18 protein-coding genes are annotated in these 18,615 nt (G+C 57.7%); 8 read left to right on the top strand and 10 right to left on the bottom strand.

From position 1 onward, the window contains the following. Positions 1–95 precede the first annotated feature (95 nt). Together ACR0AH_RS02920 and ACR0AH_RS02915 are read left to right on the top strand one after the other, a co-directional pair. Positions 96–674, top strand: coding sequence for a YqaA family protein (locus ACR0AH_RS02920; RefSeq protein WP_170393003.1), 579 nt, complete (start codon positions 96–98; stop codon positions 672–674). After that, complete coding sequence (locus ACR0AH_RS02915) at positions 671–1,135, top strand: disulfide bond formation protein B (RefSeq protein ID WP_170405901.1); 465 nt, start codon at positions 671–673, stop codon at positions 1,133–1,135. Before ACR0AH_RS02920 ends, ACR0AH_RS02915 begins: the two co-directional genes overlap by 4 nt. A gap of 3 nt (positions 1,136–1,138) precedes the next feature. On the opposite strand, the gene ACR0AH_RS02910 is transcribed toward ACR0AH_RS02915, so the two are convergent. Then, entirely contained in the window at positions 1,139–1,726 is a 588-nt protein-coding gene (locus ACR0AH_RS02910) for an HNH endonuclease (RefSeq protein ID WP_170405905.1), read from the bottom strand. Positions 1,727–1,937: 211 nt separating this feature from the next. On the opposite strand from ACR0AH_RS02910, the gene ACR0AH_RS02905 reads away from it, so the two are divergent. Both ACR0AH_RS02905 and ACR0AH_RS02900 read left to right on the top strand, forming a co-directional pair. Continuing rightward, on the top strand, positions 1,938–2,543 hold the full coding sequence (locus ACR0AH_RS02905) for an rRNA large subunit pseudouridine synthase E (RefSeq protein ID WP_480590267.1): 606 nt from the start codon (positions 1,938–1,940) through the stop codon (positions 2,541–2,543). Positions 2,544–2,574: 31 nt separating this feature from the next. Continuing rightward, positions 2,575–3,000 carry a VOC family protein gene (locus ACR0AH_RS02900; RefSeq protein WP_170392999.1) on the top strand — a complete coding sequence of 142 codons (426 nt, stop codon included), beginning with the start codon at positions 2,575–2,577 and terminating at the stop codon, positions 2,998–3,000. Positions 3,001–3,004: 4 nt separating this feature from the next. Here ACR0AH_RS02900 and ACR0AH_RS02895 read toward each other — a convergent pair whose 3' ends face one another. The 3 genes from ACR0AH_RS02895 to ACR0AH_RS02885 are packed head-to-tail and all read right to left on the bottom strand — an operon-like array spanning position 3,005 to position 4,629. Next, positions 3,005–3,307 (bottom strand): putative quinol monooxygenase, encoded by a 303-nt coding sequence (locus tag ACR0AH_RS02895; RefSeq protein WP_170625868.1) that lies wholly within the window; start codon positions 3,305–3,307, stop codon positions 3,005–3,007. A gap of 27 nt (positions 3,308–3,334) precedes the next feature. After that, complete coding sequence (locus tag ACR0AH_RS02890) at positions 3,335–4,000, bottom strand: alpha/beta fold hydrolase (protein ID WP_170392997.1); 666 nt, start codon at positions 3,998–4,000, stop codon at positions 3,335–3,337. Further along, positions 3,997–4,629, bottom strand: a complete 633-nt coding sequence (locus tag ACR0AH_RS02885; RefSeq protein WP_480590265.1) for a DNA-3-methyladenine glycosylase family protein — start codon at positions 4,627–4,629, stop codon at positions 3,997–3,999. Before ACR0AH_RS02885 ends, ACR0AH_RS02890 begins: the two co-directional genes overlap by 4 nt. A gap of 98 nt (positions 4,630–4,727) precedes the next feature. On the opposite strand from ACR0AH_RS02885, the gene ACR0AH_RS02880 reads away from it, so the two are divergent. Continuing rightward, the gene (locus ACR0AH_RS02880; protein WP_223118012.1) at positions 4,728–5,954 is read left to right on the top strand and encodes an MFS transporter; all 1,227 of its coding nucleotides are present in this window, start codon (positions 4,728–4,730) and stop codon (positions 5,952–5,954) included. Between the two features lie 2 nt (positions 5,955–5,956). Here the strand turns inward: ACR0AH_RS02880 and ACR0AH_RS02875 are convergent, their stop codons facing one another. Genes ACR0AH_RS02875 through cysS form a run of 3 tightly spaced genes read right to left on the bottom strand, consistent with a single transcriptional unit; the run spans position 5,957 to position 9,766 of the window. Next, positions 5,957–6,733, bottom strand: coding sequence for a squalene/phytoene synthase family protein (locus ACR0AH_RS02875; protein ID WP_480590263.1), 777 nt, complete (start codon positions 6,731–6,733; stop codon positions 5,957–5,959). Position 6,734: 1 nt separating this feature from the next. Beyond that, positions 6,735–8,369, bottom strand: coding sequence for a citramalate synthase (cimA, locus tag ACR0AH_RS02870; protein WP_170595539.1), 1,635 nt, complete (start codon positions 8,367–8,369; stop codon positions 6,735–6,737). Then, complete coding sequence (cysS, locus tag ACR0AH_RS02865; RefSeq protein ID WP_170595537.1) at positions 8,366–9,766, bottom strand: cysteine--tRNA ligase; 1,401 nt, start codon at positions 9,764–9,766, stop codon at positions 8,366–8,368. The genes cimA and cysS overlap by 4 nt, the downstream gene beginning before the upstream one ends. A gap of 218 nt (positions 9,767–9,984) precedes the next feature. Between cysS and ACR0AH_RS02860 the strand changes: the two genes are divergently transcribed. Continuing rightward, a complete protein-coding gene (locus ACR0AH_RS02860) occupies positions 9,985–10,329 on the top strand; it encodes an MmcQ/YjbR family DNA-binding protein (RefSeq protein WP_170800744.1) in 345 nt (114 codons plus the stop codon). Between the two features lie 57 nt (positions 10,330–10,386). Next, complete coding sequence (locus ACR0AH_RS02855; RefSeq protein ID WP_480590260.1) at positions 10,387–11,562, top strand: pyridoxal phosphate-dependent aminotransferase; 1,176 nt, start codon at positions 10,387–10,389, stop codon at positions 11,560–11,562. A gap of 17 nt (positions 11,563–11,579) precedes the next feature. Here the strand turns inward: ACR0AH_RS02855 and ACR0AH_RS02850 are convergent, their stop codons facing one another. Beyond that, entirely contained in the window at positions 11,580–12,098 is a 519-nt protein-coding gene (locus ACR0AH_RS02850; RefSeq protein WP_170510161.1) for an outer membrane beta-barrel protein, read from the bottom strand. Positions 12,099–12,511: 413 nt separating this feature from the next. Here ACR0AH_RS02850 and ACR0AH_RS02845 point away from each other — a divergent pair, with 413 nt between their 5' ends. Next, positions 12,512–14,056, top strand: a complete 1,545-nt coding sequence (locus ACR0AH_RS02845; RefSeq protein WP_170510158.1) for a trimethylamine methyltransferase family protein — start codon at positions 12,512–12,514, stop codon at positions 14,054–14,056. A gap of 54 nt (positions 14,057–14,110) precedes the next feature. Here the strand turns inward: ACR0AH_RS02845 and ACR0AH_RS02840 are convergent, their stop codons facing one another. After that, the gene (locus ACR0AH_RS02840) at positions 14,111–14,356 is read right to left on the bottom strand and encodes an EF-hand domain-containing protein (protein WP_170405941.1); all 246 of its coding nucleotides are present in this window, start codon (positions 14,354–14,356) and stop codon (positions 14,111–14,113) included. A 544-nt stretch (positions 14,357–14,900) separates the two neighbouring features. Continuing rightward, on the bottom strand, positions 14,901–18,518 hold the full coding sequence (locus tag ACR0AH_RS02835; protein ID WP_480590258.1) for a vitamin B12-dependent ribonucleotide reductase: 3,618 nt from the start codon (positions 18,516–18,518) through the stop codon (positions 14,901–14,903). Positions 18,519–18,615 lie beyond the last annotated feature (97 nt).

Raw genomic sequence — 18,615 nt, 5'->3', positions numbered from 1 at the left:
CAACCACTGCCCTGAATGTTTCATCGAAGGAGGTTGACGGTCAGTCGGGTGCATGGTTTGGCTTGCCGCAGCGGTTACCAGGATACATATTCTTCATGTTGCGATCCCTTTATGACTGGACCATTCGTCTGGCCGAACATCCTCATGCGCTCTGGGCGCTGGCTGTTGTGGCTTTTGTCGAAAGTTCGTTTTTTCCGATCCCACCCGATGTTTTGATGATTCCCATGATCCTTGCGCGTCCGTCGCGGGCCTGGCTGATCGCGACGGTCGCCTTGGTTGCCTCGGTGCTGGGTGGGATATTGGGTTATGCAATTGGGGCATTCTTTTACGAAAGCCTTGGGCAGCCTGTTCTGGAAGCCATGGGCAAAGCCCACGCAATGGAAGAATTCAATACCCGCTTCAATGATTTCGGCTTCTGGGCCGTGCTGGCGGCTGGTGTGACGCCTTTCCCATATAAGGTCATCACCATCATGTCGGGCTGGACCGGGATGCCGATTGGGACGTTCATAGCCACCTCGATCCTGGCACGCGCCTTGCGCTTCTTTCTTGTGGCCGGGCTGCTGTGGAAATTTGGGGAACCCATCCGTGACTTCATCGAAAAACGGTTGGGTTTGATGTTTACCCTATTCATAATCCTGCTGTTTGGCGGCTTTCTTGTGGTGAAATACTTATGACGCGCAAAAGACTTCTGGTTCTGGTTGCCGCATCCGGCTCGGCCGCGTTGCTACTTGGGGCTTGGGGCTTTCAGTACATCGGTGGGCTAGCGCCGTGCAAAATGTGCATTTGGCAGCGGTATCCCCATGGTGTCGCAGTGATTCTTGGTGCTCTAGCCTTTGCCTTCCCGGGCGTCCGCCCCCTGCCCCTACTAGGCGCTCTGGCGGCGGCCACAACGGCGGGAATAGGGTTTTACCATGCTGGGGTCGAGCAAGGCTGGTGGGAAGGCCCATCGACCTGCACATCTGGTAATATCGGCGGCCTGAGTGCAGAAGAGTTAATGGATCAGATCATGTCCGCCCCGCTCGTGCGTTGCGATGACATCCCGTGGGAGATGTTCGGGATTTCCATGGCGGGCTGGAATGGATTGATTTCGACGGGTCTGGTCCTGATCTGGATCGCAGCCTGGCGCGCACGCTAGCGTTTATAGCTGATCCAGTTCGGCATCCCAGTAGAGGAAGTCGATCCAGCTTTCGTGCAGATGGTTCGGGGGGAACTTCCGGCCGATATTGCGCAAAGCCTCAGCATCCGGCTGACGCGGCGGTTTATTCAGAGACATTCTGGCTTGTCGCAGGGATTTTGAGCCCTTGCGCAGATTGCACGGACTGCACGCTGCAACGACATTCTGCCAACTTGTGACCCCGCCCGCAGCGCGCGGTACAACATGATCAAAGGTCAGGTTTTCACGGCTGCCGCAGTACTGGCATTTGAATTCGTCCCGCAAAAATAAATTAAAGCGCGTGAAGGCCACGCGCTTTCTGGGTTTTACATAGTCTTTCAGGACAACGACCGAGGGTATTCGGATCTCGGTACTGGGACTGCGGACAACCTCGTCATATTCCGCAACAATATCCACCCTGTCCAGCCAGGCAGCTTTGATCGCCTCCTGCCACGGCCATAAAGACAACGGGTAGTAGGAAAGAGGTCTGTAATCGGCGTTCAAAACCAATGCCGGATGATGCTTGAGCGCACCGGTTTCCCTGACAAATTCGGTCCTGAAGTCTCCGTCCATAACAGAATCGCTCCTCGCTCTGTACTGCCCGTTTGTGACATCAGAGCGGAGAACACCCGCCCCGGCCTTAAGTTAACTATATATCGTGTTAAATCTCTGACAAGTGCCGAGTTCACACAACATCTCGGGTATTGGTTAGGCCGAATACGTAACAGATAAGTGACACTTATCCACAGGTTGCGCAGATGTGGTCGGCAAGCTATGGCGGGGCATGTCCTGGTTCATCCGTTTCAACAAACCTTACGATGTATTGCCGCAGTTCACCGACCGCGCCAATTCTGACTCGCCCCGCAGCACGCTCTCGGCATTCATCGACCTGCCCGGTGTCTATCCTGCGGGACGCTTGGACCGGGATAGCGAGGGTTTGATGCTGCTGACTGATAATGGGCGATTGCAGGCGCAGATATCAGACCCCAAGCACAAGATGCCTAAGACATACTGGGTTCAGGTCGAAGGCATTCCCGATGCAGCCGTGCTGAAGGCGCTACGAGACGGAGTGGAGCTGAAAGATGGTCTGACGCGCCCTGCCAAGGCACGTCTGATTGACGAGCCCACAGCACTATGGCCGCGTACGCCGCCGATCCGAGTTCGCCAAACAGTGCCCGACAGTTGGATCGAACTGACGATTAAAGAGGGCCGCAACCGTCAGGTTCGCCGGATGACAGCCGCAGTCGGGCACCCAACTCTGCGCCTGATCCGAGCCCGTGTTGGAGATTGGTCTTTGGACGGCCTTGACCCCGGTCAGTGGGAAAGCCTGCCGATGCCAGCTGTTGACGCAGCACCGTCGCGCAAGCGGGACCGCCGCCCGCGCCGGTGACAAAAACTGCGTGATGTGATAGGCTTAGGGCATGAAGGTAACACCGGATATCCCTGCCCCGTCTGCCATCCTGGAAGCCGCGCTGTATGTCGACGATCTAGATGCGGCCGAGGATTTCTATGGTCAGATATTGGGGCTAGAGAAAATCCAGCGCGTCACCGACCGCCATGTGTTCTATCGAATCGGCGGGTCCGTCCTATTGCTGTTCAATGCCAGCGAAACCGAGAAACCACCAGGCAACCCTGATCTGCCGGTCCCACCGCATGGGGCGCGTGGTCCCAGCCATGTTTGCCTTGTCCTGAGCCGCGATGAAATCACCGTGATGCGCAAGCATCTGTTGGACTGGAACATCCCTGTCGATGCCGAGTTCGACTGGCCCAACGGAGCCCGGTCGCTCTATGTACGAGACCCTGCAGGCAACTCGGTCGAATTCTCGGAAGGAAGGCTGTGGGAGTGATCGATCAGCGAAGCGGCTGCTTCTCGCCCCCGATCACACGGTAGATTTCGCTAGAGACAACGCCGACCTCACCAAGTGCCGCCTGAAAAGCAGCCATATGAGGGGTCGCGAAATGGGCCTCAAGCGCGGCCTGATCCTGCCATTCCTCATAGACCCGAAAGCGGGTCGCCTGACCCAGGATTTGACTGAATTCATAGATTAGGCATCCGGGTTCTTTCAGAGTTTCCGCAACCATTTCCTGCGCGGCAGCAATGGCTATCTCGACCGCTGCATCTGAAACTTCGACCACTCCTGTCACGATCAGCATCAAGCTCTCCTTAGATCGCCCCGCAAGTCAGAGGCTCAGCTTATCCCGCATGAAGGCCAGCGCAACACTCAAGCCATCCGGAGCAATCCCGTGGCCGGTGCCCTTCATTATATGGGCATAAACCTCTTTGAACCCGGCCGCCTGAAGTGCCTCAGCTGCTTCTGGCAACGATTGCGGCGGTACAACGTCATCAGCATCGCCATGCACCAGCAGGATCGGCATGCGACTTACGGTTTCGTCTGGCAGCAAATCAGGTTCCAGCAAACGGCCCGAGAACGCTACGATCCCGGCCACTGGGTCCTCGCGGCGCGGGGCTACATGTAAGCTCATCATCGTGCCCTGGCTGAAACCGAACAGCACTACCTGCTCTGGCAGGACATCCTCATCCACCATCAGCGCATCAAGGAACGCGTTGAAATCCTCAACCGCCATTTCCATACCCCGTCGGGCTTCCTCCTCGGATGAGCCATCAATCCACGGGATCGGGAACCACTGGAAACCGTTGGGCATACCGATGATCTGTTCAGGCGCGTCCGGAGCTACAAACAACGTATCCGGGAGATGCTCGCCCAACGGATCAGCCAGCCCCAAAAGATCGGCCCCGTTTGCACCATAACCATGCACAAACACCACGACCGAGCGTGTGTCGCCTGAAACCGGCTCTTTCCTGAGCGCGTTCAAAACCCGTGTCATCTGATCCCTTCTCTGTCTTTTGCGACCCGGTAATAGGCCCACAGCACCCGCGCCGCAACCGATCGCCACGGCGACCATGCTTCAGCCATCTGGCGTAACTCTTTGTCTTTTGGTCGTTCTGGCAATTCATAGAGGATGCGTGCAGCTTCCTGTAAGGCCAGATCGCCCGGTGCAATCACATCGGCGCGACCCAGCGAAAACATCGCATAAATCTCGGCAGTCCAGACACCGATTCCCGGTACCTCGGTCAGAATTGCGACCACTTCGTCATCTGGCGCATCACGCAACGCTTTGTAATCGATCCGCGCCTCAGCCAAGGCGCGGGCATAGCGAATTTTCTGACGGCTGAGACCCACAGCGCGCAGATCATCATCAGTGGCCCACATAATCTTGCGCGGACCGGTCAGTTTTGCGTCCTGCAGCCTCTTCCAGATTGCGTTTGCCGAGGCCACGCTGACCTGCTGACTGACAATCGCGCTGAGCAATTGGGCGAACCCGTCAGGCTTGCGCCTGAGTGGCAGGGGTCCGGTTTGCTTCATCGCATAAGCCATCCTGGGGCAGGCCCCGGCCAGCCAATCGGCCCCTTCCGTCACGCAGTCCGGGGTTTCGATGATGCGTCCGACGGACATGCGCTCTCCGATAAGTGATCCTTGTCCGCACGTTAGGCGGATGTGCCGCATATGCAACCCGCTTGTGCCAAGTCTCAATCGTAGATAACCATTCGCCCATGACAATGATCGCTGCCACCCCTGACGACAGTCAGGCCAAACGCAACGTCGCCGTTTTGGTGGCAGCACAGGCAATCCTGGGTGCACAGATGCCCATGATGTTCATCGTCGGCGGGCTGGCAGGCCAATCGCTGGCCAGCAACGCCTGCCTCGCAACACTGCCGATTTCACTGATCGTTCTGGGTTCGATGCTGGCGGCGACACCGATCTCGGCCATCATGCAACGCTGGGGACGTCGTGCAGGGTTCCTTGTGGGGTCAACCGCAGGTGCCGCAGGGGGCGTTATCGGGGCTTACGGCCTTTATCTCGGCTCGTTCCCGATCTTCCTAATTGGCAGCTTCCTGACCGGCATATACATGAGTGCACATGGCTTTTATCGCTTTGCAGCAGCAGACACCGCCTCTGATGCATTTCGGCCCAAGGCGATCTCATACGTCATGGCCGGAGGGCTTGCGGCGGCGATCATCGGCCCTCAGATCGTCAAGCTGACCTCGCAGGCGTATGTGGTCCCGTTTTTGGGCACTTATCTGGCGGTGATCGCGATCAACGTAATCGGCTCAGCCCTGTTCTTCTTTCTCGACATCCCTACTCCGCCGAAACCGACCGAAGATGAACCCAAAGGTCGCACACGGCTGGAGTTGCTGAAAACTCCACGCATCGCAGTAGCGATCATCTGCGCAATGGTTTCCTACGCGCTGATGAACCTTGTAATGACGTCTACACCTTTGGCCGTCGTCGGGTGCGGATATACCGAAGGTGATGCCGCGGATATCGTCACCAGCCACGTACTGGCGATGTACATTCCCAGCTTCTTCACCGGCCACCTGATCGCGCGGTTTGGGGTCGAAAAGATCGTAGCTCTCGGTTTGGCAATCCTTGGCGGCGCAGGCATTGTCGCCCTGCAAGGTGTTGATCTAGGTAACTTTTTCGTCGCCCTAATCCTGCTTGGCATCGGATGGAACTTTGGCTTCATTGGCGCCACCAGCATGTTGGCAGACTCGCATGAAGTGCACGAACGCGGGCGAATGCAGGGCCTGAATGACTTGCTGGTGTTTGGCGGCGTGACCTTTGCCTCGCTTGCCTCTGGCGGATTGATGAACTGCTCGGGCGGTTCAGCGGTCGAGGGTTGGACGGCCGTAAACCTCGCCATGATCCCGCTGCTGACCCTTGCAGGTGGCGCGCTGCTGTGGCTGGTTCTGAGGCCATCGGACCCACAAACCGTCTGACGTTACCAGCGCCCGGTCGCTGCCGTTTTCATCAGGGTAAACCGACGTCGGATTTCACCCTGAGCCAACGCACCTGCGGCCACCCGGTCCGGTCTGGCCAATGCAGTCCGCAACACCCATTCCGTCTGCCACCCCGCATAGAGCGCAGGCCGTGCTTGTGCCGAGACCTCGTTGCGGGCGGACCGCGCCCGCGCCAATCGGTCCAAAGCCTTCTGCGCCAGCGCCCGAACCCCGTCATGGGTTCCGTCCAGCAAAGGAATGCGCCCACGTGCCTCAAGCTCGGGAATTGCGCGCAGCCAATTCGCGATCCCCGCTGCATATCCGAAATCACGCAGAACAGTTTCATCCGCCGAACCCAGAGCCTGCGCCGACACCACCATTAATGTCCCAGCGCTATGGGCAATATAGGCGTCAAAATGCGCCTCATCCTCGAACGGATCAAGATAGATATCCCAACGCCTTACGGCCACATATTCATCCAGCAGCGCTGCCAGATGCGGAGAAATCACGCGCGACAATGGCGTAACAACCTCGTGCCGACGAACAGATGGACCTTCGGCAATCTCTTGCAAGGCATCGCGCCACCATTGCAGCCGCATCTCGGCGATCATGCTCTCTTGCGTCACCCACGGGGCACGGGCCACCTCGACGTTCAGCGCATAAATCGGGAACAAAACTGCCCGTGCCTCAACTGGCGCGGCCATGGCAGCCATAAAGCGATCGGGATCGGCCCGATGAACCAGCGCAGCACAAGCCTTGATGTCGTCGTCGAACTCCACCTTATTCGGCGGCCGCTGACTGCGGGGCGCAATCGCTCACCAGTTTCCACTGAATCGCATCCAGCAGCGCTTCGAACGAGGCATCAATTATGTTCGCACTCACCCCAACCGTAGACCAGCGCCGCCCTTGCCCGTCTTCGCTGTCAATGATCACGCGCGTGACCGCCTCGGTCCCGCCCTGAGTGATGCGCACCTTGAAGTCGACCAGCCGCATATCCGACAGTATCTGCGAATACTGCCCCAAATCCTTAGCCAGAGCTTTGGCAAGCGCGTTCACCGGACCGCGATCGCTACCGCTTTCATCCAGCGACTCACTTACTGACAGCTTCTTCTCGCCATCCACTTTCACAACAACAACCGCTTCGGACAGGCTGACCATCTTGTTGTATTTGTTTTTCCGGCGCTCAACGGTCACCTTATAGCGCTTGACCTCAAAGAATTCGGGCAATTGCCCCAACTCATCCCGCGCCAGCAGCTCAAAACTAGCCTGCGCGGTGTCGTAGGAATACCCCTCGGCCTCGCGCAGTTTTATCCGCTCAAGGATACGTCCCAACGCCGGATCGCCCGCTTCTACGGCCAATCCCGCATCGGTCAGACGTTTACGCAGGTTCGATTGCCCAGCCTGGTTCGACATCGGAATGATGCGCGCATTTCCAACACTTGCCGGATCGATATGCTCATAGGTTGTCGGGTCCTTGAGGATCGCGCTGGCATGCAGCCCGGCCTTATGCGCAAAAGCCGACGCGCCCACATAGGCGCTCTGCTTGCTGGGCACTCGGTTCAGGATATCATCCAGCATCCGGCTGATGCGCGTCAGCCCGGCCAGCGCCTCGGGCATCACTCCGATCTCATAGCACGAGGCATAGGGTTCTTTCAGCATCAGCGTTGGGATCAAAGCGGTCAGGTTGGCATTGCCACAGCGCTCTCCCAACCCATTCAACGTACCTTGAATCTGCCGCGCCCCCGCATCGACTGCAGCCAGCGAGCACGCCACTGCGTTCTCGGTGTCGTTATGCGTATGAATGCCCAGCCGATCCCCCGGCAGACCGGCCGCAATCACCTCGGATACGATCCGCCCGACCTCTGCCGGCAATGCTCCGCCATTGGTGTCACACAGAACCACCCACCGTGCCCCTGCATCAAGCGCAGCGCGGCAGACTTCAACCGCATATTCCGGGTTGTCCTTGTAGCCATCAAAAAAATGCTCGGCATCAAACAGAGCCTCCCGCCCCTGCGCCACGATATGCGCGACCGAGGCGCGAACGTTCTCGGTGTTTTCCTCCAGCGTGATACCAAGTGCGTGGGTCACGTGGTAATCGTGCGATTTCCCAACCAGACAAACGGCTGGTGTTCCCGCGTTCATTACAGCCGCCAGAACGTCATCATTCTCAGCCGACCTGCCCGAGCGTTTGGTCATTCCAAACGCCGTCATACAGGCCGACGTCTCAGGCGCGCTTTCAAAAAACGCACTGTCGGTCGGGTTCGCTCCGGGCCAACCCCCTTCGATGTAATCAATCCCCAACGAATCCAACGCCTGCGCGATCTGCACCTTCTCGGCTGTCGAGAACTGCACACCCTGAGTTTGCTGCCCGTCGCGCAACGTGGTGTCGTAGAGGTAAAGGCGTTCCTTGGTCATTCGACCCCCTCCAGCTTGGCGGCGTCGAATCCGGCGCCGGGCACCAATTCCACACCATCCTTGCTCATCCGAACCTCAAGCCCGGCGGCGATATATGCCGCCTTTAGACGATCAACCTCAGAGAAATCCTTGCTCTGCATCGCAAACGCGCGCGCAGCGGCCAGCTTTTCTGCATGAGACGACAGATTAGCCGAAGCGGTCTCGGCCCAAGCGCCCATATCGTCCCCCAACAGTCCAACCAGCTGCGCACTTGCCAGCAAAGCCGAAGCATCACCATCTGCAGCCAAACGATGCAGTTCCGCGATGGCACCTGCCGTGTTCAGATCATCCGCAAGCGCATCGATGACCGCAGGTGCCGCGGTGGCGGCGGGCTCGATGCCCGCTGTCAACGCCCGCCACTTGCGCAATGTTGCCTCGGCTTCGCGCGCCTTCTTCTCGGTCCAGTCCATCGGCTTGCGATAATGGGTCTGCAGGAACACAAACCGGATCACTTCACCCGGCACACCCTGCTCAAGCAGATCATGAACGGTGAAGAAATTGCCCAGCGATTTGGACATTTTCTTGCCCTCGACCTGCAGCATCTCATTATGCATCCAGACACGCGCGAATTCGCCATGCGGATGGGCACATTTGCTCTGAGCAATCTCGTTCTCGTGGTGCGGGAACATCAGATCGTTGCCGCCACCGTGAATATCAAAGCTCTCGCCCAGCAATTCATAGCTCATGGCCGAGCATTCGATATGCCACCCCGGACGCCCCCGGCCCCATGGGCTGTCCCAGCCGGGCAACTCATCGGTCGACGGCTTCCACAGCACAAAATCCATCGGGTTCTTCTTGTAAGGCGCGACCTCGACCCGCGCCCCGGCGATCATGTCATCAACCGACCGCCCCGACAGCGCACCGTAGTGTTCCTTCCAGCTGTCCACCGCGAACAACACGTGACCCTCGGCGGCATAGGCATGCCCCTTGTCCATCAGGTCTTCGATCATCGCAATCATCTGCGCGATATACTCTGTGGCGCGCGGCATCGCGTTGGGTTCCAACGCCCCCAGCGCGCCCATGTCGTGCAGATACCAGCCGATGGTTTCGTCCGAACGTTCCTGCACCAACTGTTCCAAAGACCCGTCAGCCCCAGCCTTCTTGCGCGACAATGCGGTGGCGTTGATCTTGTCATCCACGTCGGTGAAATTGCGCACATAGGTCACGTGATCAGCACCGTATACATGCCGCAACAAACGATAGAGCACGTCGAACACAACCACAGGCCGTGCGTTCCCCAGATGCGCCCTATCATAGACCGTCGGACCACAGACATACATCCGCACATTATCGGGATCGATCGGCGCGAAATCCTCTTTCGTCCGTGTCCTTGTGTTGTGCAGTTTGATCGTCGTCATCGGGTCGTGCTCCTGAAACAGCATATACGTCACGCGTTGGCGCGGGCTTAGCAACTTGTCTCAGAGATGAAAACGAAAGAAACCGGCCCGCTTGAGAAATCAGCAGGTAATGCAGCAGATAATGATGCAAGTTTTCCGGTTCATGCGCTTTGCCTAGCACGGCTACCGCTCTGAGCCAAGTCTTGAGTTTTACAATCCGCGGCGGCACTCTGCCCGCCATGAGCCGTGAATTCGTTAACACTATTTGCGCTGACCTGCCCGGAGCCGAACTCTCGGATCCTTGGGGCGGAGGCCACGACGCATGGAAAGTGGGCGGCAAGATGTTTGCCTGCGTCGGCTCGGTCGGGGATGGTGTATCGGTCAAGACAACCGACATTGAGACCGCGCAGATGTTGATCGACGCAGGGATTGGTACCAAGGCCCCGTATTTTCACCGCAGCTGGGTTCGCCTGCCGTGGGAAACCGACGCCGACGAGATGCAACATCGCCTGATCACCTCATACGATATTGTCCGTGCATCGCTGACCAAGAAGATACAGGCGAGTTTGCCGCTGCGAAGCTGATTGACAAAATTGCTGTGCTTTGCCCCATTCGGCGTCATAGCCGGTCGGGAGAATCCCTTGAAACTATCGCATCGCATTACGCATCTGACCGAGGGTGGATCAGACGGCTGGGAGGTGTTCATCCGCGCGCGTCGGATGATTGCCGAAGGCCATGCCGTTACCGAGTTGACGATCGGCGAGCATGACATTCGGACCGATCAGTCAATATTGTCGGCCATGGAAAGTTCGGCCCGCAGCGGGCACACAGGATACGCGATGGTTCCGGGCACTGATCTGCTGCGTGATACTGTGGCCGCCCGTGTCCAAATGCGAACAGGTGTAGCGACCACACGCAACAACGTTATCATCACCCCTGGCGGTCAGGCCGCATTGTTTGCGGCGCACACCGCGCTTTGCGATCCGGGCGATATCGCGCTCTACCTGGATCCGTATTATGCCACCTACCCCGGCACGATCCGTGGCGTTGGAGCGGTAGCCAAACGCATAGAAACACGCGCCGAAGATTTGTTCCAACCTCGCGCTTCCGATATCGATGGCGCGGCAGGCGGGGCGGTGTCGCTGCTGATAAACTCCCCAAACAATCCAACTGGTGTGGTCTATTCCGCCGAAACACTTTCTGCCATCGCCGAGGTTTGTCAGCGCCGCGATCTATGGCTGATTTCCGATGAAGTCTACGATACGCAGGTTTGGGAGGGTGAACACCTGTCACCGCGCGCCCTACCCGGCATGGCTGAGCGCACTCTGGTCGTGGGTTCAATGTCGAAATCTCATGCCATGACTGGCTCGCGTTGTGGGTGGATCGTTGCTCCGGAAGGCGTGATCGACCACCTGATCAACTTGGCAACACACACAACCTATGGTGTGCCCGGCTTTATACAGGATGCGGCCAACTATGCGCTGAGCGTGGGACAACCTCTCGAAGACAAAATTGCCGCGCCGTTTCGCCGCCGCCGCGCTCTGGCGATTGAAGTGCTGGCTGCGCAGCAGGTCGTCACCTTAATACCGGCGCAAGGCGCGATGTATCTGATGCTGGATATCCGGGCTACGCGTCTTAGCGGTGATGTGTTCGCAAATGCGCTGCTGGACACGCATGCCATCGCTGTGATGCCCGGTGAAAGCTTTGGTTCTGCCGCCGCAGGTCACATCCGCGTGGCCATGACAATCGATGACGAGAAATTCGTCACATCGCTACAGACCCTATGCGAATTTGCCGCTCAATTGGCAGAGGGATGACAATCGACCACCGAGTTTCAGAAGCGGAATGTGGTGCGCAAGTTGAACACATTTGCGTCGAGGCTTCGACCAGACTCCGGTATATCATCGAAGTTCTGCCGCAGCGCTTCGCCACTGATTACAAACCGTTCGCCAAGCGGATAGGCAACACCGATCCCGTAGACGGCTGCCGTATCACTGTCACCCGACGTACTGGCCCGCGCGGTTCCCAAGACAACATAGCCAAGGGCTGATCCAAAGTCGTAGCCGCCGCGCAACTTCAATCGCGACATACTATCAAGGCTTCCTTCGGATTGTCCCAGATCAAGATTCAGGCGGTTATATTCCAACTCACCGCCAAGTACGAAATTTCCAAAATCATAGTCGTATCCGATCAGCGGGCCAAAACTGCCCCCGCTTCCGCCTGCCCCTCCGGACCCATCAACATCTGCATAACCAAAGCTGAAACCAGCGTACGCGCCTGTCCAGTCTTCTGCCACAACCTGCCCTGCACCTGTTATCAGTGCTGCGGCGAGTGCGGCCAGTAATGACTTCATGCAGACCTCCAAACATCCGTTGCCGGTTTGGGCGCATCCCCGAGGCAGCGATCTGCTGATCAGCCAACCCCAGTATTTACTTAAACCTAAGGTACAAATCCAAATAACTACGTGCAGATTAACAGATTCTTACCGCAATTGGAAAAAAACATTTAGTCACGAGGATTTGCGCCCAGTTCATTTTGACTGATGGCCCAATAAAATTAGTCCAAAGTCGCAAACAGAACAGATTGTCCAAAAGTGCATTGAAACAATGGGCGCATCAGACTGAGGAAGTTGATGAATAACGAAGTTTGGAAAATTCGGCTGGTCAGCCGCACCATTGGTGCGGATCGCGGTCGTGCGGCACGAGGACGGCCAGCACTGGTCTAGGTACACTCACCCACAACGTACTTTTTTGACCGGACACACACATGAACGAACAAACCCGAAACTCATCCCGCAGCGGTGGCCGCGCAGCGCGTCGTGCCGCCCGTGCGTCAGCTCTTCCGGAACATCTTCGCCCGATTCGGCCTGGTATGGAGGGCGGAACCCTGAAGGTTCTGACCCAAGCACAGATCGAACGCATCCACGAGGCCGCTCTGACCGCACTGGAAACCATCGGCCTTGCTGATGCGCCACAAAGTGGGATCGACTATCTCGTGGCTGCGGGATGCACCTTGGGCGACGATGGCCGCATCCGCTTTCCGCGCGCATTGGTCGAGGACACAATCGCCAAGGCCAATCGCTCGATCACTCTGCACAGCCGGGACGGCAAATCGGATCTGGAGCTGTCGGGAACGCGTGTCCATTATGGCACCGCAGGCGCAGCGGTCAGCATGGTCGACGTGCATGGGCAGGAATATCGCGACTCGACCCTGCAGGACCTGCATGACGCGACTCGCATCTGTGAACAGCTTGAAAACATTCACTTTGTTCAACGCCCCATGGTGTGCCGAGATATCGCCGACAACCTTGAGATGGATCTGAACACGGTCTACGCCACCACCTCAGGCACGTTCAAACACATCGGTACGTCGTTCACAGAGCCCAGCCATGTGGCCCCCGCCATCGAGATGCTGCACATGATCGCGGGCGGAGAGGACAAGTGGCGCGAGCGGCCCTTCATGTCCAACTCCAACTGCTTCGTTGTGCCCCCGATGAAATTCGCCACCGAAAGCTGCGAGGTGATGGAAGAATGCATCAAGGCCGGAATGCCGGTTTTGTTGCTTTCTGCGGGCATGGCAGGAGCTACCGCACCCTCGACCGTTGCCGGAGCGATCACACAAGCCACCGCCGAATGTCTGGCGGGTTTGGTTTATGTAAACGCCGTAAAGCCCGGTGCACCCGCGATTTTTGGCACTTGGCCTTTTGGTCTGGACCTGCGCACCGGTGCTATGTCCATCGGATCGGGTGAACAAGCTCTGCTAACCGCGGGCTGCGCGCAAATGCACCAGTTTTACGATCTGCCCGGTGGTGCCGCAGCTGGTGCATCGGACGCGAAATTGCCCGACATGCAGGCCGGTTGGGAACAAATGTGTTCGAACGTCATGGCTGGGCTATCGGGCCTGAACATGGTGTATGAGGCCGCAGGCATGCATGCCTCATTGCTGGGGTTCTGCCACGAGAGCCTGATCCTGAGCGATGACCTGATCGGACAGGCACAGCGCTGTGTGCGCGGAATTGAGGTGACGGACGAGACACTGGCACTGGACCAGATGGCCGAAGTCTGCATGGGTGGTCCTGGGCATTATCTTGGCACCGATGCGACGCTAGGCCGTATGCAGGCAGATTACGTCTATCCTACCTTTGGTGACCGATCATCTCCGAAGGAATGGGTTGAGCTTGGCAAACCAGATCTGATCGAAAAGGCGGTGAAGCGGAAGGAAGAGATCCTCGCCGTGCCATCCCCGGCCAGATTCGACCCGCTTCTGGACGCGGAAATTCGCAGCAAGTTCAACATTTACTTACCCGCGTAAGACACTGAAAAATAAGCGGCCCGGGGCCTCCGGGCCGCCAGTATTCCTGCTTGATCAACCGTTGGACGGCGGCAGCAGGCCCGCTTGTTCAGCGATGGTGATCTCATCCTGATCCAGCGCACCGTCGCCGTTTGCGTCCATCTGCGCAAAGCCTTCGGCATCAACGTCAGGCACGACGGCCTGAACTTCATCGATCGTCAGTACGCCGTCGCCGTTGGTATCGGCAGCACTTTGGCCAACAGCCAATGTCGGCAGGCCAAGTGCGAAGGTTGAGATAAGGGCCAGAATTTGCGGTTTCATGTTATGCCTCCTGATTGCGTTTTCTTGAGTGTTTGCGTCCGGACAAGCGCCAAAAAAAGGCCATCCTGTAGGCGTGTCACCCGCTCAGATTGATATGGCTGCTTTCAAGCCAATCTTTGCGTGTTTGACTGAGTCGCATTTGCGGACGATTGCCGGACGAAATGGCCAGTCGTGGCTTCGGCAACTCTTGCCCGATCCAAACAGGATGATCCGGCAATGCCCTGCTCAAATCCACGACTCGGGGTTGAAAAAAAGAAAGGGGGCCGAAGCCCCCTGTCAGTTTCGCCTTCCAGGCTCATTTCGTTGACCGCCCGGTGTTTTTTTGCCTGCGGCCTGGACTGCGCATGGGACGAGCGCACCCGTCCCGTGAGAGAGTGGGAGGGAGCAAATATTCCGCCCCACCCTGTTCCCGGCCGACACGGGCATGTCGGCCGAGTGAAACAAGGCATCGATGGTAAGTCTCAGCGCCTTGCTTCGTATTCGTCGGGGCCGGTTACTGTGGCAGCATCCGACCCCTGCACCCCGGGTTGCCGGGGCGCTAAACTCAGCTACACCCGCTAGTTGCGCCGCAAGTGTTGCATTTCATGCAGGTGCCGTTGCGCACCAGCGTGTAGTTTCCGCATTCGCCGCATGGATCGCCCTCGTACCCTTGCATCTTGGCTTTGGTACGGGCGTCCATTCCGGTCGCAACCGCCGTCTCAGCGGGTGCTTCGAATGTCGCTGCGGTTTCGGCCATACCGGACACGTCGGCTTGACCACCATTGAAGACCATCAGATCCTGCGGTAGCCGCTTGCGCAGATACCCAGTCGAGCTGATTTGTTTCAGCACTTCCAGAGATTTGGTTGCCGCGCTTTCACTGATTTCCGATACGTTGGACAGACCATCCTCTTCGCCGCGACCCAGATCGTCGAAGGTTGCGCCTTCGGGTTTGACATGCGCCAGATCGGTGCGGTCCAGATAGGACACAGCCAGTTCGCGGAAGATGTAATCAAGGATCGACGTCGCGTTTTTGATCGAGTCGTTGCCCTGCACCATCCCGGCCGGTTCGAACTTGGTGAAGGTGAAAGCGTCGACGAACTCCTCCAGCGGCACGCCGTATTGCAGGCCAACCGACACAGCGATGGCAAAGTTGTTCATCATCGCCCGGAAGCCAGCGCCTTCCTTATGCATGTCGATGAAAATCTCGCCCAATTTGCCGTCTTCGAACTCGCCAGTCCGCAGATAGACCTTGTGGCCGCCAACGATCGCCTTTTGGGTATAGCCCTTGCGGCGATGCGGCAGTTTCTCGCGGTGGCTGCGGATCATTTCCTTGACCACAACCTTCTCGATCACCTTCTCGGCCAGAACGACGGCTTTTTCTTGCGTCGAACCGCTTTCTAGTACTTCGGCTGCCTCATCGTCATCTTCGACCAGCGCCGCCGCCAGAGGCTGCGACAGTTTCGAGCCGTCGCGGTACAGCGCGTTCGCCTTCACACCCAGCGACCAGCTGAGTTCGTATGCCTTCTGGCAGTCCTCGATGGTCGCGTCATTGGGCATGTTGATCGTCTTTGAGATCGCGCCCGAGATAAAGCTTTGCGCTGCAGCCATCATGGTAATGTGGCTATCAACCCCAAGGAAACGCTTGCCTTTCTTGCCGCACGGGTTGGCGCAGTCGAAGATCGAATAGTGCTCTTCCTTCAGATGCGGCGCACCTTCCAGCGTCATGGTTCCGCAAACATGGTCGTTGGCCGCGTCGATATCCGCCTTGGCAAAGCCCAGATGGCGCAGCAAATCGAAAGTCGGGTCATTCAGCTTGGTCGCCGGGATGCCCAGAACGCCGGTGCAGAAGTCTTCACCCAGCGTCCACTGGTTGAAGACGAACCGGATGTCGAACGCGCTTTCCAGTGCGGCATCTACTTTTGCCAACTCGTTCGGGCCAAAACCATGACCGGTCAGCGAGGTGTGGTTGATCCCCGGCGCGTTGCCGATGGTGCCATGACCAACCGCATAACCCACGATCTCTTCGATCTGAGCCGAGGAATAGCCCAGCTTTTCCAGCGCCGAAGGCACCGAGCGGTTGATGATCTTGAAGTAACCACCGCCGGCCAACTTCTTGAACTTGACCAGAGCAAAGTCCGGTTCGATCCCGGTCGTGTCGCAATCCATCACCAGACCGATGGTGCCGGTTGGTGCGATAACTGTGGCCTGCGCGTTGCGATAACCGTTCTTTTCGCCGAGGCTCAGCGCTTCATCCCAAGCTGACATGGCCAGATCGATCAAACGCTTATCCGGGCAATTGTCGTGATCCAGAGGCACCGGCTTAACAGCCAGTTTTTCATAACCATCGGTCACTCCTTGCGACGCACGACGGTGGTTGCGGATGACGCGCAGCATATGGTCTGCGTTGCGCTCATATCCTTTGAACGGGCCAAGCTCGCCTGCAATCTCTGCCGAGGTCGCATAAGCCACACCGGTCATGATCGCGGTCAGCGCGCCACAGATCGAACGCCCCTCATCCGAGTCATAGCTATAGCCCATGTTCATCAGCAGACCGCCAATGTTGGCATAACCCAGACCCAGCGTACGGAAATCGTAAGAGAGTTTCGCAATTTCCTTAGACGGGAACTGCGCCATGGTCACCGAGATTTCCAGCGTCAGGGTCCACAGACGCGAGGCGTGCATGTAGTCCGCTGCCTGGAACTCACCATCCTTCAGGAAGGTCAGCAGGTTCATCGACGCCAGATTACAGGCCGTGTCGTCTAGGAACATGTACTCCGAGCACGGGTTCGAGCCGCGGATCTGACCGTCTTCGGGGCATGTGTGCCATTCGTTGACGGTGTCGTGGAACTGGATGCCCGGATCGGCACAAGCCCATGCGGCGTGGCCGACCTTTTCCCAAAGATCACGTGCTTTGACGGTCTTGGCGACCTTGCCATCGGTGCGGTTGATCAGTTCCCAATCCGCGTCTTTCTCGACCGCAGTCAGGAACGCGTTGGTTACGCGGATCGAGTTGTTCGAGTTCTGGCCCGATACCGAGCTATAGGCTTCCGAATCCCAGTCCGTGTCGTATGTCGGGAATTCGATGCTGTCATGGCCCTGCTTGGCGTAATCCAGCACGCGCTTGATGTAAGTCTCAGGGATCGCGACCTTTTTGGCCTCGCGAACCGCTTTCTTCAGGCTTTCATTCTTGTTGGGATCATACGCATCGTCTTGCGCACCGTCCCAGCTGCGGATGGCCTCGAAAATGCCGTTCAGCATCTTCTCGTGCATCTTCGATCCGGCAACGATCGAGGCCACCTTTTGCTCTTCGATCACCTTCCATTCGATGAATTGCTCGATGTCCGGGTGATCTGCATCGACGATCACCATCTTTGCTGCTCGACGGGTTGTCCCGCCTGATTTGATCGCGCCAGCGGCGCGGTCGCCGATCTTGAGAAAGCCCATGAGGCCCGAGGACTTGCCGCCACCCGACAGCGCTTCGCCTTCTGCACGCAGATGGCTGAAGTTGGTCCCGGTACCCGAGCCGTATTTGAACAGGCGCGCCTCGCGCACCCACAGATCCATGATGCCGCCTTCGTTCACCAGATCATCATCGACTGACTGGATGAAGCACGCGTGCGGCTGCGGATGTTCGTAAGCGGATTTCGATTTGGTCAGCTTGCCGGTTTTATAGTCGACATAGTGGTGCCCCTGCGCCGGACCATCGATTCCGTATGCCCAATGCAGACCGGTGTTGAACCACTGTGGCGAGTTCGGCGCGGCGCGCTGGGTCGCCAGCATATAGCGCATCTCATCGAAGTAAGCGCGCGCGTCTTCCTCGGTCGAGAAATAGCCGCCCTTCCAGCCCCAGTACGCCCATGCACCGGCCAGACGGTCGAACACCTGCTTGGAAGAGGTTTCACCACCGAATTCAGCACCTTCGGCCGGAACTGAGCGCCACAGGAATTCGGGAACGTCCTTTTCCTTGACCTTCTTCAGGGCCGAAGGAACACCAGCCTTGCGGAAGTATTTCTGCGCGATGACGTCGCTGGCTACCTGGCTCCACTTTGAAGGAACTTCGATATCGTCGAGGCGGAAAACGATGGTGCCGTCCGGGTTCCGGATTTCCGAAGTCGCAGACACAAAGTCCAGTTCTGCGTATGCGTCCTGCCCCGATTTGGTGAATTTCCTGTCAATCTTCATGTCCGCTGCCCCAGCTTCGATCTGTCCAAATTTCAAGTCCCGGCACTAAATCTTGATGCTGCGGGGTGCCGCCCGCACTACCGACGAATTTGAGACG

The sequence above is a fragment of the Ruegeria sp. AM5 genome, from assembly GCF_056540645.1.
Note: the sequence above shows the minus strand (reverse complement) of the source record. Positions and strands in the feature narration are given on the sequence as shown.

Excerpts from the sequence above, each read along its gene's own strand:
- ACR0AH_RS02835 (WP_480590258.1), bottom strand. The coding sequence starts at position 18,518 with ATGAAGATTGACAGGAAATTCACCAAATCGGGGCAGGACGCATACGCA.
- cimA (WP_170595539.1), bottom strand. The coding sequence starts at position 8,369 with ATGACCAAGGAACGCCTTTACCTCTACGACACCACGTTGCGCGACGGG.
- ACR0AH_RS02910 (WP_170405905.1), bottom strand. The coding sequence starts at position 1,726 with ATGGACGGAGACTTCAGGACCGAATTTGTCAGGGAAACCGGTGCGCTC.
- ACR0AH_RS02850 (WP_170510161.1), bottom strand. The coding sequence starts at position 12,098 with ATGAAGTCATTACTGGCCGCACTCGCCGCAGCACTGATAACAGGTGCA.
- ACR0AH_RS02905 (WP_480590267.1), top strand. The coding sequence starts at position 1,938 with ATGTCCTGGTTCATCCGTTTCAACAAACCTTACGATGTATTGCCGCAG.
- ACR0AH_RS02885 (WP_480590265.1), bottom strand. The coding sequence starts at position 4,629 with ATGTCCGTCGGACGCATCATCGAAACCCCGGACTGCGTGACGGAAGGG.
- ACR0AH_RS02895 (WP_170625868.1), bottom strand. The coding sequence starts at position 3,307 with ATGCTGATCGTGACAGGAGTGGTCGAAGTTTCAGATGCAGCGGTCGAG.
- ACR0AH_RS02900 (WP_170392999.1), top strand. The coding sequence starts at position 2,575 with ATGAAGGTAACACCGGATATCCCTGCCCCGTCTGCCATCCTGGAAGCC.
- ACR0AH_RS02915 (WP_170405901.1), top strand. The coding sequence starts at position 671 with ATGACGCGCAAAAGACTTCTGGTTCTGGTTGCCGCATCCGGCTCGGCC.
- ACR0AH_RS02890 (WP_170392997.1), bottom strand. The coding sequence starts at position 4,000 with ATGACACGGGTTTTGAACGCGCTCAGGAAAGAGCCGGTTTCAGGCGAC.
- ACR0AH_RS02840 (WP_170405941.1), bottom strand. The coding sequence starts at position 14,356 with ATGAAACCGCAAATTCTGGCCCTTATCTCAACCTTCGCACTTGGCCTG.
- ACR0AH_RS02845 (WP_170510158.1), top strand. The coding sequence starts at position 12,512 with ATGAACGAACAAACCCGAAACTCATCCCGCAGCGGTGGCCGCGCAGCG.
- ACR0AH_RS02880 (WP_223118012.1), top strand. The coding sequence starts at position 4,728 with ATGACAATGATCGCTGCCACCCCTGACGACAGTCAGGCCAAACGCAAC.
- ACR0AH_RS02920 (WP_170393003.1), top strand. The coding sequence starts at position 96 with ATGTTGCGATCCCTTTATGACTGGACCATTCGTCTGGCCGAACATCCT.
- cysS (WP_170595537.1), bottom strand. The coding sequence starts at position 9,766 with ATGACGACGATCAAACTGCACAACACAAGGACACGGACGAAAGAGGAT.
- ACR0AH_RS02860 (WP_170800744.1), top strand. The coding sequence starts at position 9,985 with ATGAGCCGTGAATTCGTTAACACTATTTGCGCTGACCTGCCCGGAGCC.